19 protein-coding genes are annotated in these 19,707 nt (G+C 68.7%); 8 read left to right on the forward strand and 11 right to left on the reverse strand.

The features are described 5' to 3' along the window. The first annotated feature begins 117 nt into the window (after positions 1-117). On the forward strand, positions 118-1,239 hold the full coding sequence (locus ACWFRU_RS15835; RefSeq protein ID WP_453687247.1) for a helix-turn-helix domain-containing protein: 1,122 nt from the start codon (positions 118-120) through the stop codon (positions 1,237-1,239). A gap of 186 nt (positions 1,240-1,425) precedes the next feature. On the opposite strand, the gene ACWFRU_RS15840 is transcribed toward ACWFRU_RS15835, so the two are convergent. The 5 genes from ACWFRU_RS15840 to ACWFRU_RS15860 form a co-directional block, all read right to left on the reverse strand. Continuing rightward, the gene (locus tag ACWFRU_RS15840) at positions 1,426-2,010 is read right to left on the reverse strand and encodes a hypothetical protein (protein WP_453687249.1); all 585 of its coding nucleotides are present in this window, start codon (positions 2,008-2,010) and stop codon (positions 1,426-1,428) included. A 70-nt stretch (positions 2,011-2,080) separates the two neighbouring features. Next, positions 2,081-3,037, reverse strand: coding sequence for a hypothetical protein (locus ACWFRU_RS15845; RefSeq protein WP_453687251.1), 957 nt, complete (start codon positions 3,035-3,037; stop codon positions 2,081-2,083). Positions 3,038-3,219: 182 nt separating this feature from the next. After that, positions 3,220-3,636 (reverse strand): hypothetical protein, encoded by a 417-nt coding sequence (locus ACWFRU_RS15850; protein WP_453687253.1) that lies wholly within the window; start codon positions 3,634-3,636, stop codon positions 3,220-3,222. 184 nt (positions 3,637-3,820) lie between these two features. Continuing rightward, positions 3,821-4,537, reverse strand: a complete 717-nt coding sequence (gene msrA, locus ACWFRU_RS15855; RefSeq protein ID WP_453687254.1) for a peptide-methionine (S)-S-oxide reductase MsrA — start codon at positions 4,535-4,537, stop codon at positions 3,821-3,823. Positions 4,538-4,647: 110 nt separating this feature from the next. Beyond that, positions 4,648-5,766 carry a hypothetical protein gene (locus ACWFRU_RS15860; protein ID WP_453687255.1) on the reverse strand — a complete coding sequence of 373 codons (1,119 nt, stop codon included), beginning with the start codon at positions 5,764-5,766 and terminating at the stop codon, positions 4,648-4,650. Positions 5,767-5,856: 90 nt separating this feature from the next. Between ACWFRU_RS15860 and ACWFRU_RS15865 the strand changes: the two genes are divergently transcribed. Beyond that, positions 5,857-7,011 (forward strand): cystathionine gamma-synthase, encoded by a 1,155-nt coding sequence (locus tag ACWFRU_RS15865; RefSeq protein WP_453687257.1) that lies wholly within the window; start codon positions 5,857-5,859, stop codon positions 7,009-7,011. A 13-nt stretch (positions 7,012-7,024) separates the two neighbouring features. Here ACWFRU_RS15865 and ACWFRU_RS15870 read toward each other — a convergent pair whose 3' ends face one another. The 3 genes from ACWFRU_RS15870 to ACWFRU_RS15880 form a co-directional block, all read right to left on the reverse strand. Then, positions 7,025-7,279: a hypothetical protein gene (locus tag ACWFRU_RS15870; RefSeq protein WP_453687259.1), complete on the reverse strand. Its 255-nt coding sequence runs from the start codon at positions 7,277-7,279 to the stop codon at positions 7,025-7,027. Continuing rightward, positions 7,276-7,758 (reverse strand): sigma factor-like helix-turn-helix DNA-binding protein, encoded by a 483-nt coding sequence (locus tag ACWFRU_RS15875; protein ID WP_453687261.1) that lies wholly within the window; start codon positions 7,756-7,758, stop codon positions 7,276-7,278. The genes ACWFRU_RS15870 and ACWFRU_RS15875 overlap by 4 nt, the downstream gene beginning before the upstream one ends. Positions 7,759-7,860: 102 nt before the next feature. Beyond that, entirely contained in the window at positions 7,861-8,364 is a 504-nt protein-coding gene (locus tag ACWFRU_RS15880) for a MarR family winged helix-turn-helix transcriptional regulator (RefSeq protein ID WP_365819893.1), read from the reverse strand. A 145-nt stretch (positions 8,365-8,509) separates the two neighbouring features. Between ACWFRU_RS15880 and ilvA the strand changes: the two genes are divergently transcribed. The 3 genes from ilvA (at position 8,510) to ACWFRU_RS15895 (ending at position 11,878) form a co-directional block, all read left to right on the forward strand. After that, positions 8,510-9,739 (forward strand): threonine ammonia-lyase, encoded by a 1,230-nt coding sequence (ilvA, locus tag ACWFRU_RS15885; RefSeq protein ID WP_453687264.1) that lies wholly within the window; start codon positions 8,510-8,512, stop codon positions 9,737-9,739. 259 nt (positions 9,740-9,998) lie between these two features. Continuing rightward, complete coding sequence (locus ACWFRU_RS15890; protein ID WP_453687266.1) at positions 9,999-11,012, forward strand: ATP-binding cassette domain-containing protein; 1,014 nt, start codon at positions 9,999-10,001, stop codon at positions 11,010-11,012. Continuing rightward, the gene (locus tag ACWFRU_RS15895; protein WP_453687268.1) at positions 11,009-11,878 is read left to right on the forward strand and encodes an ABC transporter permease; all 870 of its coding nucleotides are present in this window, start codon (positions 11,009-11,011) and stop codon (positions 11,876-11,878) included. The genes ACWFRU_RS15890 and ACWFRU_RS15895 overlap by 4 nt, the downstream gene beginning before the upstream one ends. Before the next feature lie 61 nt (positions 11,879-11,939). On the opposite strand, the gene greA is transcribed toward ACWFRU_RS15895, so the two are convergent. Both greA and ACWFRU_RS15905 read right to left on the reverse strand, forming a co-directional pair. Beyond that, positions 11,940-12,437, reverse strand: coding sequence for a transcription elongation factor GreA (gene greA / locus ACWFRU_RS15900; RefSeq protein WP_367044595.1), 498 nt, complete (start codon positions 12,435-12,437; stop codon positions 11,940-11,942). Between the two features lie 211 nt (positions 12,438-12,648). Next, positions 12,649-13,056: a DUF4307 domain-containing protein gene (locus tag ACWFRU_RS15905; protein WP_453687270.1), complete on the reverse strand. Its 408-nt coding sequence runs from the start codon at positions 13,054-13,056 to the stop codon at positions 12,649-12,651. A 117-nt stretch (positions 13,057-13,173) separates the two neighbouring features. On the opposite strand from ACWFRU_RS15905, the gene mca reads away from it, so the two are divergent. Beyond that, a complete protein-coding gene (mca, locus tag ACWFRU_RS15910; protein WP_453687272.1) occupies positions 13,174-14,055 on the forward strand; it encodes a mycothiol conjugate amidase Mca in 882 nt (293 codons plus the stop codon). After that, positions 14,048-14,287 carry a hypothetical protein gene (locus ACWFRU_RS15915; protein WP_453687273.1) on the forward strand — a complete coding sequence of 80 codons (240 nt, stop codon included), beginning with the start codon at positions 14,048-14,050 and terminating at the stop codon, positions 14,285-14,287. Before mca ends, ACWFRU_RS15915 begins: the two co-directional genes overlap by 8 nt. Here ACWFRU_RS15915 and ACWFRU_RS15920 read toward each other — a convergent pair. Beyond that, positions 14,284-17,487 carry a tetratricopeptide repeat protein gene (locus tag ACWFRU_RS15920; protein WP_453687275.1) on the reverse strand — a complete coding sequence of 1,068 codons (3,204 nt, stop codon included), beginning with the start codon at positions 17,485-17,487 and terminating at the stop codon, positions 14,284-14,286. The two genes, ACWFRU_RS15915 and ACWFRU_RS15920, sit on opposite strands and share 4 nt — an antisense overlap. Before the next feature lie 164 nt (positions 17,488-17,651). Between ACWFRU_RS15920 and ACWFRU_RS15925 the strand changes: the two genes are divergently transcribed. Beyond that, entirely contained in the window at positions 17,652-19,664 is a 2,013-nt protein-coding gene (locus tag ACWFRU_RS15925; protein WP_453687277.1) for a thioredoxin domain-containing protein, read from the forward strand. Positions 19,665-19,707: the final 43 nt, after the last annotated feature.

Genomic DNA, 19,707 nt, shown 5'->3' on the forward strand with positions numbered 1-19,707 from the left:
CGGTCGTGACGGGCGCCGGGGTCTGTCTCGCCATCCTTGCCATAGGGCGTGCACTAGCGGGAGTTGACAGCCGTTGACAGCTACGCTGGAGAGCGCGGTCAACACCAGGGGAAGCACATGAGCGCCGACTTCGGAATCAAGCTCCGCGGACTCCTCACGGACAGAGGGATGAGCCTGCGCGCCACTGCCCGCGCGCTCAACTACAACGTGGCCTATCTGTCTCGTGTCTCCAATGGCCGTCAGCGCCCCTCCGTCCAATTGGCCGAAATACTGGATGAATTCCTTCGGGCTGACGGGGAATTGGTGCAATTGGCCACGCCGAGAAGTGCAGGCCCGGCAGTTGAGTTCAGTGGGCCGGATTCGGATATCTCGCACATGAAAGAGAGTGCTACATTCACTCTTCGGCACGCCGACCAGCACGGCGGGGATTCCGTGGCGCCCGTCGCAGTTCAAGTTTGGCGCTCTGCCCAACGTAAGCTTGATGCCGGAGAAATCCCGGACGCGGCGCAACCACGCTACCTGGCCGCCGTGTCGGAAGCCGCCGAAGTCGCTGGATGGCTTCTCTTCGATGCTGGGGAGCGCGACGCCGCCCGCAACGCGTTCCTCGAATCGCACATGCTGGCCCGTCACGCGGGTGAGCGGCCCCTTGAGTGGTTTGCCTTGGACATGCTCGCCATGCTCGACACAGAGCGAAATCGTCCAGGGGGAGTTCTCCGCATAGCTGACGAGGTCTTGTCGCAGCGTCGAGTTCCTCCACGCGTGGCACTGCTCGCACGGGTCAGGCGGGGTAGGGCACTTGCGCAGATAGGGGAGCGCCAGCGCGCCTTGGCCGACCTGAGCTCGGCACGTGGAGGGCTAGATGGCTCCCTAGATCCGCGAGACCCAGAGTGGACATGGTGGGTGAACCAGCAAGAGGTCAGAGGGCATTCGGGGCATGCCTTCTTGAGTCTCAGCGATCTGGGTTCGGCTATCCCCACGTTTCACGAGGCGCTCGAACGCGCCACGCCGAGGGGTGCCATGCTCTACCGCATTGAGCTTGTGCGTAGTTACGCGCAAGGGAAAGCATGGAAAGAGGTTGAGGAAGAGATCCACAAAATCTTGCCTCTTCTGGACACCATCAGCTCAGGTCGGAACCGTCTTCTCTTGCGGGATGCGCTGCGGGTGGTCGATCAAGCAGCTTCAGTTCCTGCGGGCCTCTCAGCGCTTGTCCGGGACACAGCCGCAACTATTACTTCCTGAGGAAGTAGCTCTCCCTCCCGGTTGCCGAGGTGCCCAGCTAGGCCATCCATATGCGCTGCCAAGTGATGGCGTAAATTCTTGCGCACTCCGAAATTCGTAAGAACCCGGGCGCGGGCGAGAGGAATGCATCAGAATGGAAGGTGTGCCCCGAAAAGAATTGGCGGGGCCCGCCGAATCAGGGGCAAATCAATTCTTCTGTTTTTCCTTTTCTGGCAAGGTCTTGATGGCGCCAGTAAACTTTAGACCCTCGTTGGTTAGTGGGTTCGTGTCGTCCAGGACGATCAATTGAATCAACTCTCCGAACAGCAGGGCGAGGCGCACAAAACGGGCTAGAGCCAGAATGGCACCTGCTTCGAATAGCCAACTTCCGAGATCATTTGATTTGAGGCGACTGTCGAACGCGTATGCAACAAGGAAGAGAGTGGTGGCCAGAACGGAACCCAAAAATACCCCACGCCACGCGCGTGCGAGATTCTCTGGATGTCGACGCTTCAACTCCTTGACACGATCGCCCCGGTTAGTTAGGTACTGAGCCACCGTCACGCTAGCGAGCGTTCCGGTAAGGGAAACAACAGTGGCTGTCGCGCCATATAGGCTCGGTCGTTTTTCTGTGGGAATGCTGTGTAGTAGAGCTGGTGTCGACCAAAGAAAGTGGGCGCCAAGGTGGGCAGCGACAATGACGATTACAGTCGCAAGATCGTAGCCACTGCGAGACAACCATTGGCGCCCAAAGCGAATGAACGGATGTTTGAGTTTTGAGAGAACGTTCATGGCCCCACCTCCCATGTAAGGCAGACCTTAGCGCCTCCCACTGACAGTGCGCTCCACCTGCACGTATCTGCTACTCGACGCCGTCTAGCTCGACCCGCAACTCTTCTGCTGCAGCAATGATCGCTCTGACGGCGGACGAGTTGCGTATAGGCTCTCCATCGTCCCCTGTCAGTGGTACAGATTTTTTCGCCGTAATTCTCTGAGATATGAAATCTACTTCTTCTTGGTGGGACCTTGAACCTTCGTCGTAGGTTACCAAGGTGGCGGATACTGATTCGGCGGAGCTTGTAAGATTCTGAAGCTTCAACGCCTCGTCTTTCAGTGTCCTGCGGGCTTGGTCGTAAGCCTTTCCCCTCGGCACGCGCAGAGTGACTGTGACGAAAATGTCGCCGTACGTCCGCCTTAGGCGCTTGAGGGTGTCAGCCATAATTTCGGAGCCGACATGCTCCAAGGCTTCTGCTTGGGATGTGCTGATACGCACTTTCGTCTCGGATACGCCGTCCGAAGCCCGGAGCTTTTTGCGTTGTCCTTTAGTGAGCGCGGCTTCTGCTCGGATAAGGCCCTTGGGTTCGTCAAAGAGTTTTTGCCCGTCAAGTTGCAAATTCTCCAGCCACTCACCGAGTGCAGTGTGTGTAGGTGAAGAAGTGGAGCCGCGGATAATGCCGACAATGTTCTTTCTGTCCAGGAATACTATTACCGTCGTTTCTACCAACTCGCCTATCGAGTCCGGATTGACGGGCTCTGCAGCTTCCTCTTGCCTGAGGATTTCGAGCCATGAGTTTTCGTCGCGTGGCTCCATCAGCTTCAGTGCATACGTTTCATCCACCGTGAGGACCTCGCCGATTAGGCGCCTAGTCGGTCCCTGGTATGTGCGATCTATGACGCTTCGAGAGGCCAACTTTCCCAGGAAGTCTTGCCAGTCGGCGTCTGGGAGTCGAACAATGTCTTTCGTTCCATCCAATTCCTTCACGACGCGAAAGAAGGAAACAGTGCGACGGGCTGCATTCTTCTTTGACCCGCTGGACATAGCCCGCTCCCGTTATCTCGACTAGTGCCATCCTGCGGCGATTTCCCACTCAGGGCGCGGTTAGGTTATCACCGAGTGTTCATCTGGGTGCGACAAACGGTTATATGGATGAGTCATCTTGGCGACCTCGTGGTTGTGAGGCGCTGAGATGTTGATCAATTGCTGCTATGTGATCTGTTAGATCACTGGACAGCGACGCCAGGTATCAGCGCCACTAGCCCGGACAGGAAACTGCCTGCTGCTGCCAACGTGACGAGGGTGGCCTTGCCATCTGAGAACAGCCCTGAGCAGAACTCACGTACTCGCCGTCGGAAGATCAGCATCTTGAGCTTTTGCCATCGATGCTGGTGGATATGGCAGCCCATGAGGATGCCGGTTGCGTTGTTGCGGCAGCCGTCCTTCCGTCCTCTGACGGGAGCTCCGCAAGTCACCGGGGCTTGGAAGAAGGACCAGAGGAGGACGACGGCGGACAGGGCGATGATCGCTGCCGGGCCTGCTGCCTCATTGATCCACGCTGCGATGAGTAGGGCGCCAGCCAAGACGCCCCACCACTGCCCTAGACCGCCAAGCAGACTGCCTCTTGCCCCCGAAGTCGCCATGCTTGTAATCGTGGCGAGGAGCTTGATGGTTCACGCATTAAGCGGGCGGTATGGCCGAATATGCCTTGAGGACGGCTAGCGCCTTGCGCAGTCACCAAGCTTGAACGATGCGTGGAACGGCTGTGCCGCCGTACTGACTCACAGTCGGCGGCACAGTCTGTTCGGTCGAGCGGGAGCTGAAGTCCTACTGTTCCGAGGCCTGAGGCGCCGGAGCGATTCCCGTCGGGCAGGCCCGGCCCCAGTTCGTCTCCGACGGGCTGTCCAGCTCGAGGCCCGTGCCGCCGATGCCGCAGTACCCGTCCGGGTTTTTACTGCTCGAAAGGTACTGCTGGTGGTAGCCCTCGGCCGGCCAGAACGGGCGGGGGGCCGCCGGGAGGATCGTGGTGGTGATCGTGCCGAGGTTCGCCGCGGTCAGGACCTGCTGGTACGCGTCCAGGGAGGCCACGGCCGCGGCCTCCTGGTCGGCGGAGTGGGTGTAGATCGCCGAGCGGTACTGGGTGCCCACGTCGTTGCCCTGGCGGAAGCCCTGGGTGGGGTTGTGGGACTCCCAGAAGAGCTTCAGGAGTTCGGCGTACGAGACGACGGCCGGGTCGAAGACGACGCGGACCACCTCCGCGTGGCCGGTCAGACCCGAGCAGACCTCCTCGTACGAGGGGTTCTCCGTGAAGCCGCCCTGATAGCCGACGTACGTCGTCCAGACGCCCTCGGTCTGCCAGAACTTGCGCTCGGCCCCCCAGAAACAGCCAAGACCGAAGTCCGCGATCTCCAGGCCGTCGGGGTAGGGGCCCAGGAGCGGGTTGCCGAGGACCGTGTGGCGGGACGGGACCTCGAATTCGGGGGTCGCGCGGCCCTTGAGGGCCTGCTCGGGGGTGGGGAGCTCGGGCGTACGGCCGAAGAGCATGGGGGCTTTCCTCCTGAGGGGCGAGGGTGACGTGGTCGGGCGGGCGGGTATTCCTTCAACGTGCCGGGGGCTTGTCGCATTCCTGCGACCGGCCCCGCCCGCATGCCGCCTCAGTGCGACAGCGTCGCCGGGCTTCCGCCGTTCGCCTCGTACCCCGCGACCGCGAGCGCGCGGTACACCGCGTAGTCCGCGGCCGGGTCGTGGGAGACAGTCCAGGGCAGGGCGCCGACGTGGCCGTCCACGTGGACCAGCTGGTTCATCGCCTCGCCCCAGCGCTCGCTGCGGACCAGGAAGAAGACCAGGAGATGCCGCACGTGCGCCAGCATCGGGTCATCGGGACGGGCCGAGTGCACGGCGTAGAGCGCGCCCTCGATCGCCTTGGTGACGACCTCGCTCTCGTAGAACCCGCTGACGAGATTCACCTCGGGAAGGTGCTCGTACACCGCGAACAGCGGGGTCGCGGACAGGAGGGAGCCCTTGGGCGCGCGGGCCGCCGCGGCCTCCGCGAAGTCCGCCGCCAGCTCGCGCGAGCCGTGCCACTTCTCGCACCAGTAGTGCAGGGCCGCCAGATGCGCCCCCATGTGCGCGGGCGCGCGGTCCAGGATCTTCAGCCACAGCTGCTCGAACTCCGCGCGCGGATACGCGAGGCCACGCGCGATCGAGAGCTCGATGATGTACGGAATGGGGTCGCCGGGGGAGAGGAGCGCCGCCTGCGCGCAGGCCTCCTTCGCCTCCTCCAGGATGATCCGGAACTCGTCCGTCCCGGAGGTCGACGACCGCCAGGCCTGCTGGACGAGGAACTCGGCGTGCACCGCGGCGCCGCCCGCGTCCTTGGGCGCCTCGGCCCGCCACACCCGCAGCCACTGCCCGCCGGGCTGGTCGCTGACCCCGCCGGGCCGCTCCTGCAGCTCCAGGGACGCCGCGCCCGCGAACGCTTGCACGCGCTGCCAGCGGACCTCGCCGTGCACCTCCGTGCCCGCGAGCAGCTGCGAGGCCGCCTTCCAGCTCTGCGACTGCTGGACCACGTCGAGGACGTCCAGCAGGTCGCGGTCCGGGCCCGGCATGCGGATGTCCAGCTCCTCCTGACGCGCGAAGCCGTAGTCCGCGGGGTCCGCGGCGTCCGGCGAACCGGGCGCGACCTGGCGGATTCCGCCGCGCCTGCGCAGCAGGAACGGGCCGAGCACCGCCCCGATCATGATCGCCGCCATCAGCACCCAGAGAATCTCCATGAGTACAAGCGAACCAGACTGGTCTGACACTTGGCGAACCAGTCTCGAACTCGTCGGCTCTTCCCCCGTCCCGGACTAGGCTCTGGCCACATGAGTGACAGCTTCAGCAGCCAGAGTTTCGAGACCGTCGCGATCCACGCGGGCAACACCGCCGACCCGCTCACGGGCGCGGTCGTCCCGCCGATCTACCAGGTGTCGACGTACAAGCAGGACGGCGTCGGCGGTCTGCGCGGCGGCTATGAGTACAGCCGCAGCGCCAACCCCACCCGCACCGCCCTGGAGGAGAACCTGGCGGCCCTGGAGGGCGGCAGGCGCGGGCTCGCCTTCTCGTCGGGTCTCGCCGCCGAGGACTGCCTCCTGCGTACGCTGCTCGCTCCCGGCGACCACGTGGTCATCCCGAACGACGCGTACGGCGGCACGTTCCGCCTCTTCGCGAAGGTCGTCTCCCGGTGGGGCGTGGAGTGGTCGGTGGCCGACACCTCCGACCCGGCGGCGGTACGGGCCGCGGTGACCGACCGCACGAAGGCGATCTGGGTGGAGACCCCCTCCAACCCGCTGCTCGGCATCACGGACATCGCCGCCGTCGCGCAGGTCGCCAAGGAGACGGGGGCCCGGCTCGTCGTCGACAACACCTTCGCGAGCCCTTACCTCCAGCAGCCGCTCGCGCTCGGCGCGGACGTCGTCGTGCACTCCCTGACGAAGTACATGGGCGGGCACTCGGACGTCGTGGGCGGCGCCCTGGTCGTCGGTGACCCCGAGCTGGGCGAGGAGCTGGCGTACCACCAGAACGCGATGGGCGCGGTGGCCGGGCCCTTCGACGCGTGGCTGGTCCTGCGCGGCATCAAGACGCTGGCCGTCCGCATGGACCGGCACAGCGAGAACGCGACGAAGGTCGCCGAGATGCTGTCGCGGCACGCGCGCGTGACGCGTGTCCTCTACCCGGGGCTTTTGGAGCACCCCGGTCACGAGACCGCGGCCAAGCAGATGAAGGCGTTCGGCGGGATGGTGTCCTTCCAGGTCGCCGGGGGCGAGGAGGCCGCGGTGGCCGTCTGCGACCGCGCCAAGCTGTTCACCCTGGGGGAGTCGCTCGGTGGCGTGGAGTCCCTGATCGAGCACCCGGGGCGGATGACGCACGCCTCGGTGGTGGGCTCGGCCCTGGAGGTGCCGGCCGACCTGGTGCGGCTCTCCGTGGGCATCGAGTCCGCGGACGACCTGCTGGCCGATCTCCAGCAGGCGCTGGGCTAGAGCGCGCCGCGGGTCACCAGCGGGTGAGGGGTGGAGTCGTCTCCGAGGGCGGCTCCACCCAGGGCTGCTCGACCGACGCCCACACCACGAAGACGACCGCCGCCACGAGCAGCATGAGCCACAGCAGTCGGCGCACCGCCCTTCTGCGCCGCAGCATGCGTCCGCCGCGGCGGACGGCTTCCTCGTGGAGCTCGGGCGGGGCCGACGGGGGTGTGCCGTCGTCCAGGAGGTGGCGGACCTCGCCCGCCTTGCGGTCGTACTGGTTCATGACGGGGCCGCCTCCCCCAGGGGAACGGTCGGCGCGGGGCCGCGCGGCGGGTGGAGCACCGTCTCCATGGCGCGGGCGCAGATCGTCTCCACCCGGTCGGTGGGAAGGCCGAGCAGCGCCGCCGTCTGTTCCTCGGCGACGCCTTCGTAGAGTCGCAGCACGAGGATCAGCCGCTCCTGGGGCGTGAGCCGGGCCAGGACGCCGCCGTGGCTGCGGTGCCGGCGCCAGGCGCCGCGCGCGAAGCGGACGGCGAGCTGCTGGCGGGTGCGGTCGTACGGGTCCTCGCCGCGCATCCGGTCCCACGTCGCGTACGAGTGCGCGAGGGACGCGGTCAGCAGGGCACGCGCGCGTGGGTTGGCGTCGGGCGGCTCGGTGGTGAGCAGCGTCGCGGCATGCAGCAGCCGCCCTGCCGCGCCCGCGACGAACGCCTCGAACTCCCGGGCCCGGCGGGCGTTCAGGAACGCCTGCCGTTCGCGCACCGCGCCTCCCGCCTGGAGGGGACCGGGCCCCCGGTCTCATATGAGGCCAGGCACCTGGGCCAGGTCAAGAGGCGGGAGCCCCCGGGAGTCAGGGCTCGGGGCTCAGGACTCAGGCGCGTCCGGAGCCGACTGCGAGGTCTGGCGGGCGGAGAGCGCCGAATTGAAGCGCGTGAGGAGCGTGCAGAAGCTTTCGCGCTCCTCCGGGGACCAGTCACCGGTCAGCTCGGCCATGAGGTCACGCCGGGAGGAACGCACCTCGTTCAGGCGGGCCTCGCCGCGCGGCGAGAGCTGGAGCACCACGGCACGGCCGTCCTCGGGGTGCGAGGTGCGCTTGACGAGCCCCGTGTCGACCAGCGGGGCGACCTGCCGGGTGACCGTCGAGGAGTCGATGCCCATGCTCGCCGCGAGCGCCTTGACGCCCATCGGCCCTTCCTTGTCGAGGCGGTTGAGCAGCAGGTACGCGGCGCGGTCCATGGAGTTGCGGACCTGTCCTACGCCGCCGAGGCGTGTCTGCTCCGCACGGCGGGCGAACACGGCCACCTGGTGCTGCAGCGTGTCGAGGAGGCCGGGATCGCTGGCGGTCGTCATGTCCGGAGTTGTGGGCATGGCCGGGGGCTCACTTCATGCGAGGGCGATGGGTTGGGGGACAGGGTACGCGGCCGGGACGCGGGGCGTACCGGCGCTGCGCAAACCAGTCTCGCCCCGTGGTCACCGCAGGAGGAGACGGGTGTGAACTGGGAGACTGGCAGTCATGAGCTTCCGCACGCGTCACTCCTTGCCTTCGGTCACCCTCGACGATGTGCGCGGCGCCCAGAAGATGCTCTCGGGTGTGTCCAGGGTGACGGCGATGGAAGGCAGCAGACACCTGTCGCACCTGGTGGGCTCGCCGGTGCACTTCAAGTGCGAGAACCTCCAGCGGACGGGCTCCTTCAAGCTGCGCGGCGCCTACGTACGGATCGCGGGCCTGCTCCCCGAGGAGCGCGCGGCCGGGGTGGTCGCCGCGAGCGCGGGCAATCACGCGCAGGGCGTGGCCCTCGCGTCCTCGCTGCTCGGCGTGCGGTCCACGGTCTTCATGCCGGTCGGTGCCCCGCTGCCCAAGGTCGCGGCCACCCGGGAGTACGGCGCGGAGGTGCGCCTGCACGGCCAGGTCGTCGACGAGACGCTGGCCGCGGCCCAGGAGTACGCGGACGAGACGGGCGCGGTCTTCATCCACCCCTTCGACCACCCCGACATCATCGCGGGGCAGGGCACGGTGGGCCTGGAGATCTTGGAGCAGTGCCCCGAGCTGCGCACCCTGGTCCTGGGGGTCGGCGGTGGCGGCCTTGCGGCGGGCATCGCGGTGGCGGTGAAGTCGCTGCGACCGGACGTCAAGATGATCGGTGTGCAGGCGGCGGGTGCCGCGGCGTACCCGCCCTCGCTCGCGGCCGGGCACCCGGTGTCGATCGACAACCCGGCGACGATGGCGGACGGCATCAAGGTCGGGCGCCCCGGCGACGTTCCGTTCAAGATCATCGATGAGCTTCTCGACGACGTGGTGACCGTCTCCGAGGACGAGCTGTCCAGCGCGCTGCTGCTCTGCCTCGAGCGGGCCAAGATGGTCGTCGAGCCGGCGGGCGCGAGCCCTGTCGCGGCGCTGCTGAGCAGGCCGCGGGATTTCGAGGGCCCGGTGGTCGCGCTCCTGTCGGGCGGCAACGTCGACCCGCTCCTGATGCAGCGCATCCTGCGCCACGGCATGGCCGCGGGCGGCCGCTACCTGTCGCTGCGCCTGCGTCTCACGGACCGGCCTGGGGCGCTGGCCACGCTCCTCGGGGTGTTGTCAGTGGTCGACGCTAACGTCCTCGACGTGGGCCACGTGCGGACCGATCCGCGCCTCGGACTCACGGAGGTGGAGGTGGAGTTGCACCTGGAGACCAAGGGGCCCGCGCACTGCACCGAGGTGGGTGCGGCGCTGCGCGACGCGGGCTACACCGTCATCGGCTGACCACGCCCGCCATTGACTGACCGCGCCCGCCAGCGGCTGGCCGCGGAGAAAATCGCCTGCGTCAGGGTGCGGTCGCCCACTAGTTTGCGTTGTCCACAGGCTCCACCAACCCCGTTGAAGAGACGCGATGTATCGCGTTATGGTGTGTCTCACGTCACTGGTCGCCGGGCGCTCGATACCCGGCAAATCTAAGCTTTTCCGTAGAAAGTCACCGAAAGCTTTTCCGTAGGAAGTCACCCAAACCACTGGGAGAACCCACATGCCAGGCGCCATCTACGCCGAAGGCCTTGTGAAGACCTTCGGCGACGTAAGGGCTCTGGACGGCGTCGATCTGGATGTCCCGGAAGGCACCGTGCTCGGCCTTCTCGGGCCGAACGGCGCGGGCAAGACCACGGCGGTGCGCTGTCTGACGACGCTTCTGACGCCGGACAGGGGCCGCGCGGTCGTCGCGGGCATCGACGTACTGAAGCATCCGAACGAAGTGCGGCGGTCGATCGGTCTCTCGGGCCAGTTCGCCGCCGTCGACGAGTACCTGACGGGCCGCGAGAACCTCCAGATGGTCGGCCAGCTCTACCAGATGAAGGCGAAGGAGGCGAAGGTCAGGGCGGGCGAGCTGCTCGACCGCTTCAATCTCGCCGACGCCGCGGACCGCCCCTCCAAGACGTACTCGGGAGGCATGCGCCGCCGCCTCGACCTCGCGGCCGCGCTCGTCGTGTCGCCCCCGGTGATGTTCATGGACGAGCCGACCACGGGCCTGGACCCGCGCAACCGGCAGCAGCTCTGGGAGGTCATCCAGGAGCTGGTGTCCGGCGGCACGACCCTGCTGCTCACCACGCAGTACCTCGAAGAAGCCGACCACCTGGCGCACGACATCTGCGTCATCGATCACGGCCGGGTCATCGCGCGCGGCACGTCCGACCACCTCAAGGCGCAGACGGGCGGCGAGCGCGTCGAGGTCGTGGTGCACGACCGCGAGGACATCACCTCGGCCACGGAGGTCCTGCGCGGCCTCGGCAAGGGCGAGGTCGCCGTCGAGGACCACACCCGCAAGCTCACGGTCCCGGTCTCCGGCGGCGCCAAGCTGCTCGCCGAGGTCATCCGCGAGCTGGACGCCCGCGGGGTCGAGATCGACGACATCGGGCTGCGCCGCCCGACCCTGGACGACGTGTTCATCTCGCTGACGGGACACGCGGCCGAGACGGCGCCCAACGGAGAGAACGGCGAGGACGGCGCGACCGCCGCGGACGCCAAGGACAAGGGGGACGCGAAGTGAGCGCCGTATCCGACACCCGACAGCTCCTGGCGCCCCGGCCCAAGGGCGGCATCGTCCAGTCGGCCAGGGACTCGCTGGTCGTGGCCCGCAGGAACCTGATCCGCATGACCAGGATTCCCGAGATGATCCTCTTCGGGGTCATCCAGCCGGTGATGTTCGTGGTCCTGTTCACGTACGTCTTCGGCGGGTCCATCAACATCCCGGGCGCACCCGCCGGCAGCGCGAGCGCCTACAAGGAATTCCTGATGGCGGGCATCTTCGCGCAGACCGTCACCTTCGCCACGGCGGGCGCGGGCGCGGGCATCGCCGACGACATGCACAAGGGCCTGATCGACCGCTTCCGGTCGCTGCCGATGGCGCGTGGCGCCGTTCTGACCGGCCGCACCCTCGCGGACCTGGTGCAGACGGCCGTGACCCTGGCCGTGCTCGCGGCGGTGGCCCTGCTCGTCGGCTGGCGCACGCACGAGAACCTCGGCAAGGTCCTCGCCGGCTTCGGCCTGCTCCTGCTGCTCGGCTACGCGTTCACCTGGATCGGCGCACTGATCGGCCTGTCCGTCCGGACCCCCGAGGCGGCGACCTCGGGAGGACTGATCTGGCTCTTCCCGCTGACGTTCATCTCGAACGCGTTCGTGCCGGTCAACGGCATGCCGAAGTTCCTGCAGTACGTCGCCGAGTGGAACCCGTTCAGTGCCACGGTGGCGGCGGCCCGGGAACTGTTCGGCAACACGATCGAAGGGGTCCCGAAGTCGGTGACCGGAGCCTGGCCGATGGAGCACCCCGTCTGGGCGTCGCTGACCTGGTCCGTGCTCATCATCGTGGCGTTCCGCACGCTCGCGGTCCGCAAGTACCGCCGGGCGGACGGCTGACCACGCGAAAGGCCCCCCGCACGCTCGGTGCGGGGGGCCTTCCGTGTCGCCGACGCGGGCCTTAGGCCTGGTACGGCTTCGCCTGAAGGATCTTCACCGAGGCGAGCTTGCCGTTCGGCAGTTCGTACTGAGCGTCCTCGCCGATCTTCTTGCCGTTCACACCGCTGCCGAGCGGGGACTGCGGCGAGTACGTCTCGATGTCGGAGCTCGCGTACTCGCGCGAGGCGAGCAGGAACGTCAGGGTGTCGTCCTCGTCGCCGTCAAAGGCGATCGTCACGACCATGCCGGGCGCGACCACGCCGTCCGCGGCCGGCGCCTCACCGACCTTGGCGTGCTCCAGGAGCTGGGTCAGCTGTCGGACGCGGAGCTCCTGCTTGCCCTGCTCCTCCTTGGCCGCGTGGTACCCGCCGTTCTCGCGCAGGTCGCCCTCCTCACGTGCCGCCGCGATCTTCGTAGCGATCTCGGTGCGCGCGGGACCAGACAGGTACTCCAGCTCGGCCTTGAGCTGGTTGTACGCCTCCTGGGTCAGCCAGGTGACGTTCTCGCTGGTCTGGGTCACAGGTGCTCCTCGTAGGTACTGGGAATACAAAGCATCGCCCTACCCAGAAGGATGTTCCCTAACGGGTGGGCGAAACCACGAGCCTAACAATTCAGGCGCGTGAGGGGGAGGACATAAGCCATCAGAAATACGTCGACGCAGGTGAGCGCCGGTACAGACGGGGCGTCGGTCGGTCAGCGTGACGCGAGGGACCGGCCGAGGCGGGTCGAAGTCAGTCGGAGTGGCAGCCGAGCAGCTCGGCGCTCGTCCCCTGCGCCTTCGTGCGCAGCGTGACGACCCTGTCGATCCGGCCCGCGTTCTGGTCGAAGCGGAAGTCCGCGCGACCCACCTCTTCGCCGTCCTCGGCCTGGGAACGCAGGGTGCAGTAGCCCTTCGCGTCCGCGTCCTTGCGCACTTCCAGGTGCACCTTGACGGCACTGTCCGAGACGACGTCGAACTTGATCACTTCGCCGCTGACCTTGGTGCCGGAGACGTAGTCGTATCCGAACCAGCCGATCATCAGGAGGAAGAGCACACCGAGGACCGAGCCGATGACCTTCAGCTTCCGGTCCGCGCGCTCGTCGGCCGTGCGCTCGCGGCCGTACCGGCCATCGGGGAGCTTCTCGCTCACGGCCGCCATGATCGTCCTCCAGTAAAAGGGGATGCCGGAATTTTCTGCCCCCCGGTTCCGTCACTATAGAAGCCGTTCATTGCGCCGAATTGACCAGGGCGGCGCCGGATCACTGAGGATCGAGTCTTGACTGAGCAGCTGCGACTGATGGCCGTGCACGCCCACCCCGACGACGAGTCGTCGAAGGGCGCGGCCACCATGGCCAAGTACGTGTCCGAGGGGGTGGACGTGCACGTCGTGACCTGCACGGGCGGGGAGCGCGGCGACATCCTCAACCCCAAGCTCCAGGGTGACAAGTACATCCAGGAGAACATCCACGAGGTGCGCAGGAAGGAGATGGACGAGGCCCGCGAGATCCTCGGCGTCAAGCAGGACTGGCTCGGTTTCGTCGACTCCGGCCTGCCCGAGGGCGACCCGCTGCCGCCGCTTCCCGAGGGCTGCTTCGCCCTGGAGGACGTCGACAAGGCGGCCGGCGAGCTGGTCCGGCAGATCCGCTCCTTCCGTCCGCAGGTCATCACGACGTACGACGAGAACGGCGGCTATCCGCACCCCGACCACATCATGACCCACAAGATCACGATGGTGGCGTTCGACGGTGCGGCGGACGCCGAGAAGTACCCGGAGAGCGAGTACGGCCCGGTCTTCCAGCCGCAGAAGCTCTACTACAACCAGGGCTTCAACCGGCCGCGCACCGAGGCGCTCCACCAGGCCATGCTCGACAGGGGCCTGGAATCGCCCTACGGCGACTGGCTGAAGCGGTGGGACGAGTTCGAGCGGGTCGAGCGGACGCTGACCACGCACGTTCCCTGCGCCGACTTCTTCGAGGTCCGCGACCGGGCGCTGATCGCGCACGCCACCCAGATCGACCCCGAGGGCGGCTGGTTCCGGGTGCCCATGGAGCTCCAGAAGGAGGTCTGGCCCACGGAGGAGTACGAGCTCGCGAAGTCGCTCGTCGATACATCCCTCCCCGAGGACGACCTCTTTGCGGGCATCCGCGACAATGCCTAGCGTGAACGTACATCTGGCAATGACGCATCTCGTCCCTCTCGCCAAAGAGGTCGACGATGACAAGGTGACCCCGGGTGTTCTCGGGTTCATCGTCTTCGCGGTGATGGCTGTCGCCGTCTGGGGGCTGATGAAGTCGATGAACAAGCACATGCGGAAGGTCGACTTCAAGGAGCCCGCGGAGCCGGCCTCCGGTGAGGCGAAGCCCGCCGAGGCCGAGTCCCGCAAGGGCTAGCCCGCCTTCGCCACCGTCACTCCCATCACCTCTCGGGAGTGGCGGTTCGGCACCATGCCCAGGCGCCAGGCCTGCCAGCCCGCCTCCAGGTCGGCGCCGCGCTCCAGGAGCAGGCCGAACGCCTCCATGTAGTCGTCCAGCTTGCCGTCGCGCGTCGGATGACCGGCGCGCGCCAGCTGCCTGAGCTCCTCCTGGGCGACGGCGGTGCCGATCTCCCAGCCGCCGGGCGATCCGTACGGCAGCAGGGTGCAGCGCAGGAAGCGGGCCCAGTCCTCGCCCCTGCGGTCGCCGTACGACGCGAACAGCTCGGCCGCCTCGTCGCACAGGGCCAGCGCCTGCTGGGCCCGCGCGTTCCCCGCGTCCACGACCGCGAGCTCCAGGCACGTCCAGGCCTCGCCGTGCGCGACGCCGATGCGCTGGAAGTCCGCGCGGGCGTCCACCAGGAGCTGGCGCGCGAAGCCGGAGTTGCGCAGCGAGCCCGTCTGCACGGCGCGCTGGTCGCGGGTCACCCGGGCCGAGTGGTGGCGGGCACAGGCCAGGCCGTACACGTCGCGCATCCGCGAGAACATCGTGCGTGAGCGCTCCAGCTCGCGCACCGCCTGGTCGAGGCTGCCCGCCTCCTCCAGGGCCTGGCCCAGGTAGTAGGCGCTCCATGCCTCGCCGCGCGCGTCCTCGTTGTCGCGGTGCCGGGACACCGCCTGCCGCAGCCCGTCGACCGCGGCCGACGCGTCGCCGTCCACCATCCGGGCCCGCGCGAGCTGCGTCAGGGCCCAGGCCTCGCCGCGGCCGTCCCGCGTGCGCCCGTACAGGTCCAGGGCGCCCCGCAGCTGCTCCTCCGCGCGCGGCACGTCGCCCATGCGCAGGCAGAGCTGGCCGAGCTGGAAGTGCGCCCAGGCCTCGCCGTGCAGGGAGTCGTTCTCGCGGTGCAGGGTCAGCGAGGCCTCGAGGAGCCCCAGCGCCTTGTTCAGGTTGGAGCGGTCGCGCTCCACCGCGGCGAGGGCGTGCATCGTCCAGGCACGGTCACCGGCGAGTTCGTCGGCGCCCTGCAGTTCGAGGGCCTCGCTCAGGCGCGCGGCGGCCTCCGTGAGATTGCCCTGGTGGTGCAGGGTGATCCCCAGCGAACACAGGGCGAGGGCGGCGCCCGCGTCCTGGTGGGCCTCCATGTAGAGGTCCACGACCGACGTCAGGGTCGTCCGCGCCTGGTCCAGCTCGCCGAGCTGACGGGACGCGATGCCGGTGCGCCACCGCACGCTCCGGGAGAGAAGCCCCTGGTCGACGGCCTGTGTCAGCTCGCTGATCTCGCCCAGGCGGTAGAGGTCGCCGCGCAGCAGGCAGTAGTCGCACAGCGCGCCCAGGAGATTCAGCACCGCCTCCTGGTCGACGCCCTCCGCGTGCCGCAGGGCCGCCGTGATGAAGCTCGACTCGTCGTCGAGCCAGCGCAGGGCCGCCTCCAGGGAGGAGAATCCGTGCCGGTCGAACTGGCCGGCCCGCGTCGACATCTTCCCGTCGACCAGGCGGATCACCGATCCGGCGAGCTCGCTGTAGCTGACGACCAGGCGTTCCTGCGCGGCGGTGCGCTCCGCGGGCTCCTCCTCGTCGATGAGCCGGGCGAGCGCGAAGGCCCGTACGAGATCGTGCAGGCGGTAGCGGCTGCCGCGCACATGGTCGACGAGGCCCGCGCGGGAGAGCGCGGTGAGCTGGCGGGCCGCCTCCTGCTCGTCGGCGCCGAGCAGGGCAGCGGCGGCGGCCGCCCCCATGGAGGCGCGTCCGGCGAGCGCGAGCCTGCGCAGGAGTCGCCGGGCGGACTCGGACTGGTCGGTGTAGCGCAGCCACAGGACGCGCTCCACGGGCGCGACCTTTTCGAAGGGGCCGTACGCGGCGAGGTCGGAGGCGAGCTGACGGGGCGTACGCGAGCCGATCGAGGACCCGGCGACGCGCAGGGCGAGCGGCAGACCGCCGCACAACTCCCTTATCGCGTCGGCGGATTCGGCGTCGTAGGGCCCGGAGGAGTCCTCCGCGGTCTCCCGCAGGAGCTGCTCCGAGCCTGCCGCGTCGAGCGGCTCCACCGGCAGCTGGTGCACCCAGGCGGGAAGGTCGGCCGGGAGTTCCAGGGGCTTGCGGGTGGTGACGAGGACGAGGCTGTCGGAGCGCTCCGGCACGAGGGTGCGCACCTGCTCCGGGTCGCTCGCGTCGTCGAGGACGATGGTCACGGGGAGCCCGGTCAGATACTGGTGATAGAGCTCGCTGAGCCGCTTGACCTGCTGTTCCTGCGAGGAGCGCTCACGGAACAGGAGCTGTTCGCGCGGGGCGCCCAATCGATTCAGCAGATGCAGGAGCGCGTCCCGCGTCGACAGCGGCTGGGAGCTCTCGCCCCGCAGGTCCACGACGCAGGCGCCCCGGAACTGGTCCCGCAGATCGTGCGCGGCCCGCACGGCGAGCGAGGAGCGCCCGGAGCCGGGCGCGCCATGCAGCACGACGACGGTGGGCCGCGTCTCGGTGCTGGCCCGCGCGGCGTGCACCCACTGGGCGACACGCGCCAGCTCGGTGCGCCGCCCGGCGAACGTGCCCTCGGGCTCCGGCAGTTGGGCGAAGGACTGCTCCAGTACGCTGCGCCTGCGTGCCGCCGCGCTCTTGTCCGTGCCCCGCAGCTGCGGCGAGGCCTTCTTCTTGCCGGTGGGCGCCTGGAGCACGCGCTGCTGGTCGAGGAAGGGCCGGATGCCCCGCACCTCAAGGGCCGTGAGCCACTGCAGCCGCAGCTGCTCGGGCCCGCCCGGCTGGCTGATGGCGCCGGCGCGGCGGCTGGCCGCGGGCACATGGGAGGCGGTGACCTTCACGACGGTGGTGGCCGCGCCGACGACGCCGACGGCGGCGCCCGCACCCATCGCGGTCGAGACCCCGGTCCCGAGGGCGAGGTCGGCGAGGCACGCGCCCACCGCCGCGACGGCCGCGACCAGCAGGGGAGTTCCCGCCCCCTCTCTGGCATACCGCTGCCCGAAGGAGAGCTGCCCGGCCTCCGCCTCGTCGACTGCCTGCGTATAGGCGGCGTACTCCTCGGCGGCGGTCTGCCCCATGGCGTCCAGCGCGCCCCGGGCCCGCGAGAGCAGCACGCCCCCGTCGATACGTCCGCCGGAGCGCCGCACCTCTTCTTCCACCGCCCGCACCAACAGCCGCTCGGCTTCGGCCCGATGGCTGTCCCGCATATGGCTCCCCCTCCGAGTGCAATGGTCTCCTGCGCGCACAAGTGTCCTGCGTACGGGCCTCCGGCGCGAGGGAGTCCACGGATCACGTGCGACGGGACGGCGCGGCTCGCCGCGTGGACGTGGCACCCGCGCGGCTCCCTTCCGTGTGCGCGAGGATGGAAGGCATGCCGAACCGACTGGCCCATGAGACGTCCCCCTACCTCCTTCAGCACGCCGACAACCCCGTCGACTGGTGGCCCTGGTCGGCGGAGGCCTTCGAGGAGGCCCGTGAGCGGGGCGTGCCCGTCCTGCTCAGCGTCGGGTACAGCAGTTGCCACTGGTGTCACGTCATGGCGCACGAGTCCTTCGAGGACGCCGACACGGCCGCCTTCCTGAACGAGCACTTCGTCAACGTCAAGGTCGACCGCGAGGAGCGGCCCGACATCGACGCCGTCTACATGGAGGCCGTACAGGCCGCGACCGGGCAGGGCGGCTGGCCCATGACGGTCTTCCTGACGCCCGACGCCGAGCCCTTCTACTTCGGCACGTACTTCCCGCCCGAGCCGCGGCACGGCATGCCCTCCTTCCAGCAGGTGGCCGACGGGGTCCGGCGCGCCTGGGCGGACCGGCGCGACGAGGTCAACGACGTCGCCGGGAAGATCGTGCGGGACCTCGCCGACCGGCAGCTCGCGTTCGGCTCGGACGAACTGCCCGGCGAGGACGAACTCGCCCAGGCGCTGCTCGGCCTGACGCGCGACTACGACGCCTCGCACGGCGGCTTCGGCGGCGCCCCCAAGTTCCCGCCGTCCATGGTCGTCGAGTTCCTCCTGCGGCACTACGCCCGCACCGGCTCGGAGGGCGCCCTCCAGATGGCCGCCGACACCTGCGAGCGGATGGCGCGCGGCGGGATCTACGACCAGCTCGGCGGCGGCTTCGCGCGCTACTCCGTGGACCGGGAGTGGGTCGTGCCCCACTTCGAGAAGATGCTCTACGACAACGCGCTGCTCTGCCGGGTCTACGCCCACCTGTGGCGGGCCACGGGCTCGGACCTCGCGCGGCGCGTCGCCCTGGAGACCGCCGACTTCATGGTGCGCGAACTGCGCACGAACGAGGGCGGCTTCGCCTCGGCGCTCGACGCGGACAGCGAGGACCCCGCGACCGGCAAGCACGTCGAGGGCGCGTACTACGTCTGGACGCCGGAGCAGCTGCGCGAGGTGCTCGGCGACGCGGACGCCGAGCTGGCCGCCACGTACTTCGGGGTGACCGGGGAAGGGACCTTCGAGGAAGGCGCCTCGGTGCTCCAACTCCCGGCGGAGCCAGGTGTGGTGGCCGATGCCGCGCGGCTCGGCTCCATCCGGGAGCGGCTGCTCGCGGCCCGCTCGCGGCGGCCCGCACCCGGCCGTGACGACAAGGTCGTCGCCGCCTGGAACGGTCTCGCCGTCGCCGCGCTCGCCGAGGTCGGCGCGTACTTCGACCGGCCTGACCTGGTGGCCGCCGCGGTCGGTGCCGGTGACCTTCTCGTACGCCTCCACATGGACGACCGGGCGCGGCTCTCCCGTACGTCCAAGGACGGTCAAGTCGGCTCCAACGCGGGCGTCTTGGAGGACTACGCCGATGTCGCCGAGGGCTTCCTCGCGCTGGCCTCCGTGACGGGGGAGGGGGTCTGGCTGGAGTTCGCCGGGTTCCTGCTCGACCACGTGCTCGCCCAGTTCGTGGACGCGGAGTCCGGGTCCCTGTACGACACCGCCGCGGACGCCGAGCAGCTGATCCGGCGGCCGCAGGACCCCACGGACAACGCGGTGCCGTCCGGGTGGACGGCTGCCGCGGGGGCGCTGCTCTCGTACGCGGCGCAGACCGGGGCCGAGCCGCATCGTCTCGCGGCGGAGCGGGCGCTCGGCGTGGTGAAGGGGCTCGCGCCCCGGGCGCCCCGGTTCATCGGGCACGGCCTCTCGGTGGCCGAGGCGGCGCTGGACGGTCCTCGCGAGGTCGCGGTGATCGGGCCGGTCGGTGGGGACCTGCACCGTGCCGCGCTCCTTGGGACGGCGCCGGGGGCTGTCGTCGCCGTCGGCCCCGCGGGCAGCTCGGAGTTCCCGCTGCTCGCGGGGAGGGAGCTGCCCGCTGCCTATGTCTGCCGCCGGTTCGTGTGCGACGCGCCTACCACTGACGTGGGGGAGCTGGCGGCGAAGCTGTCGGGCTGAGGCTGGGGCTCCGCCCCAGACCCCGCTCCTCAAACGCCGGAGG

This window comes from Streptomyces sp. NPDC055099 (genome assembly GCF_053607685.1).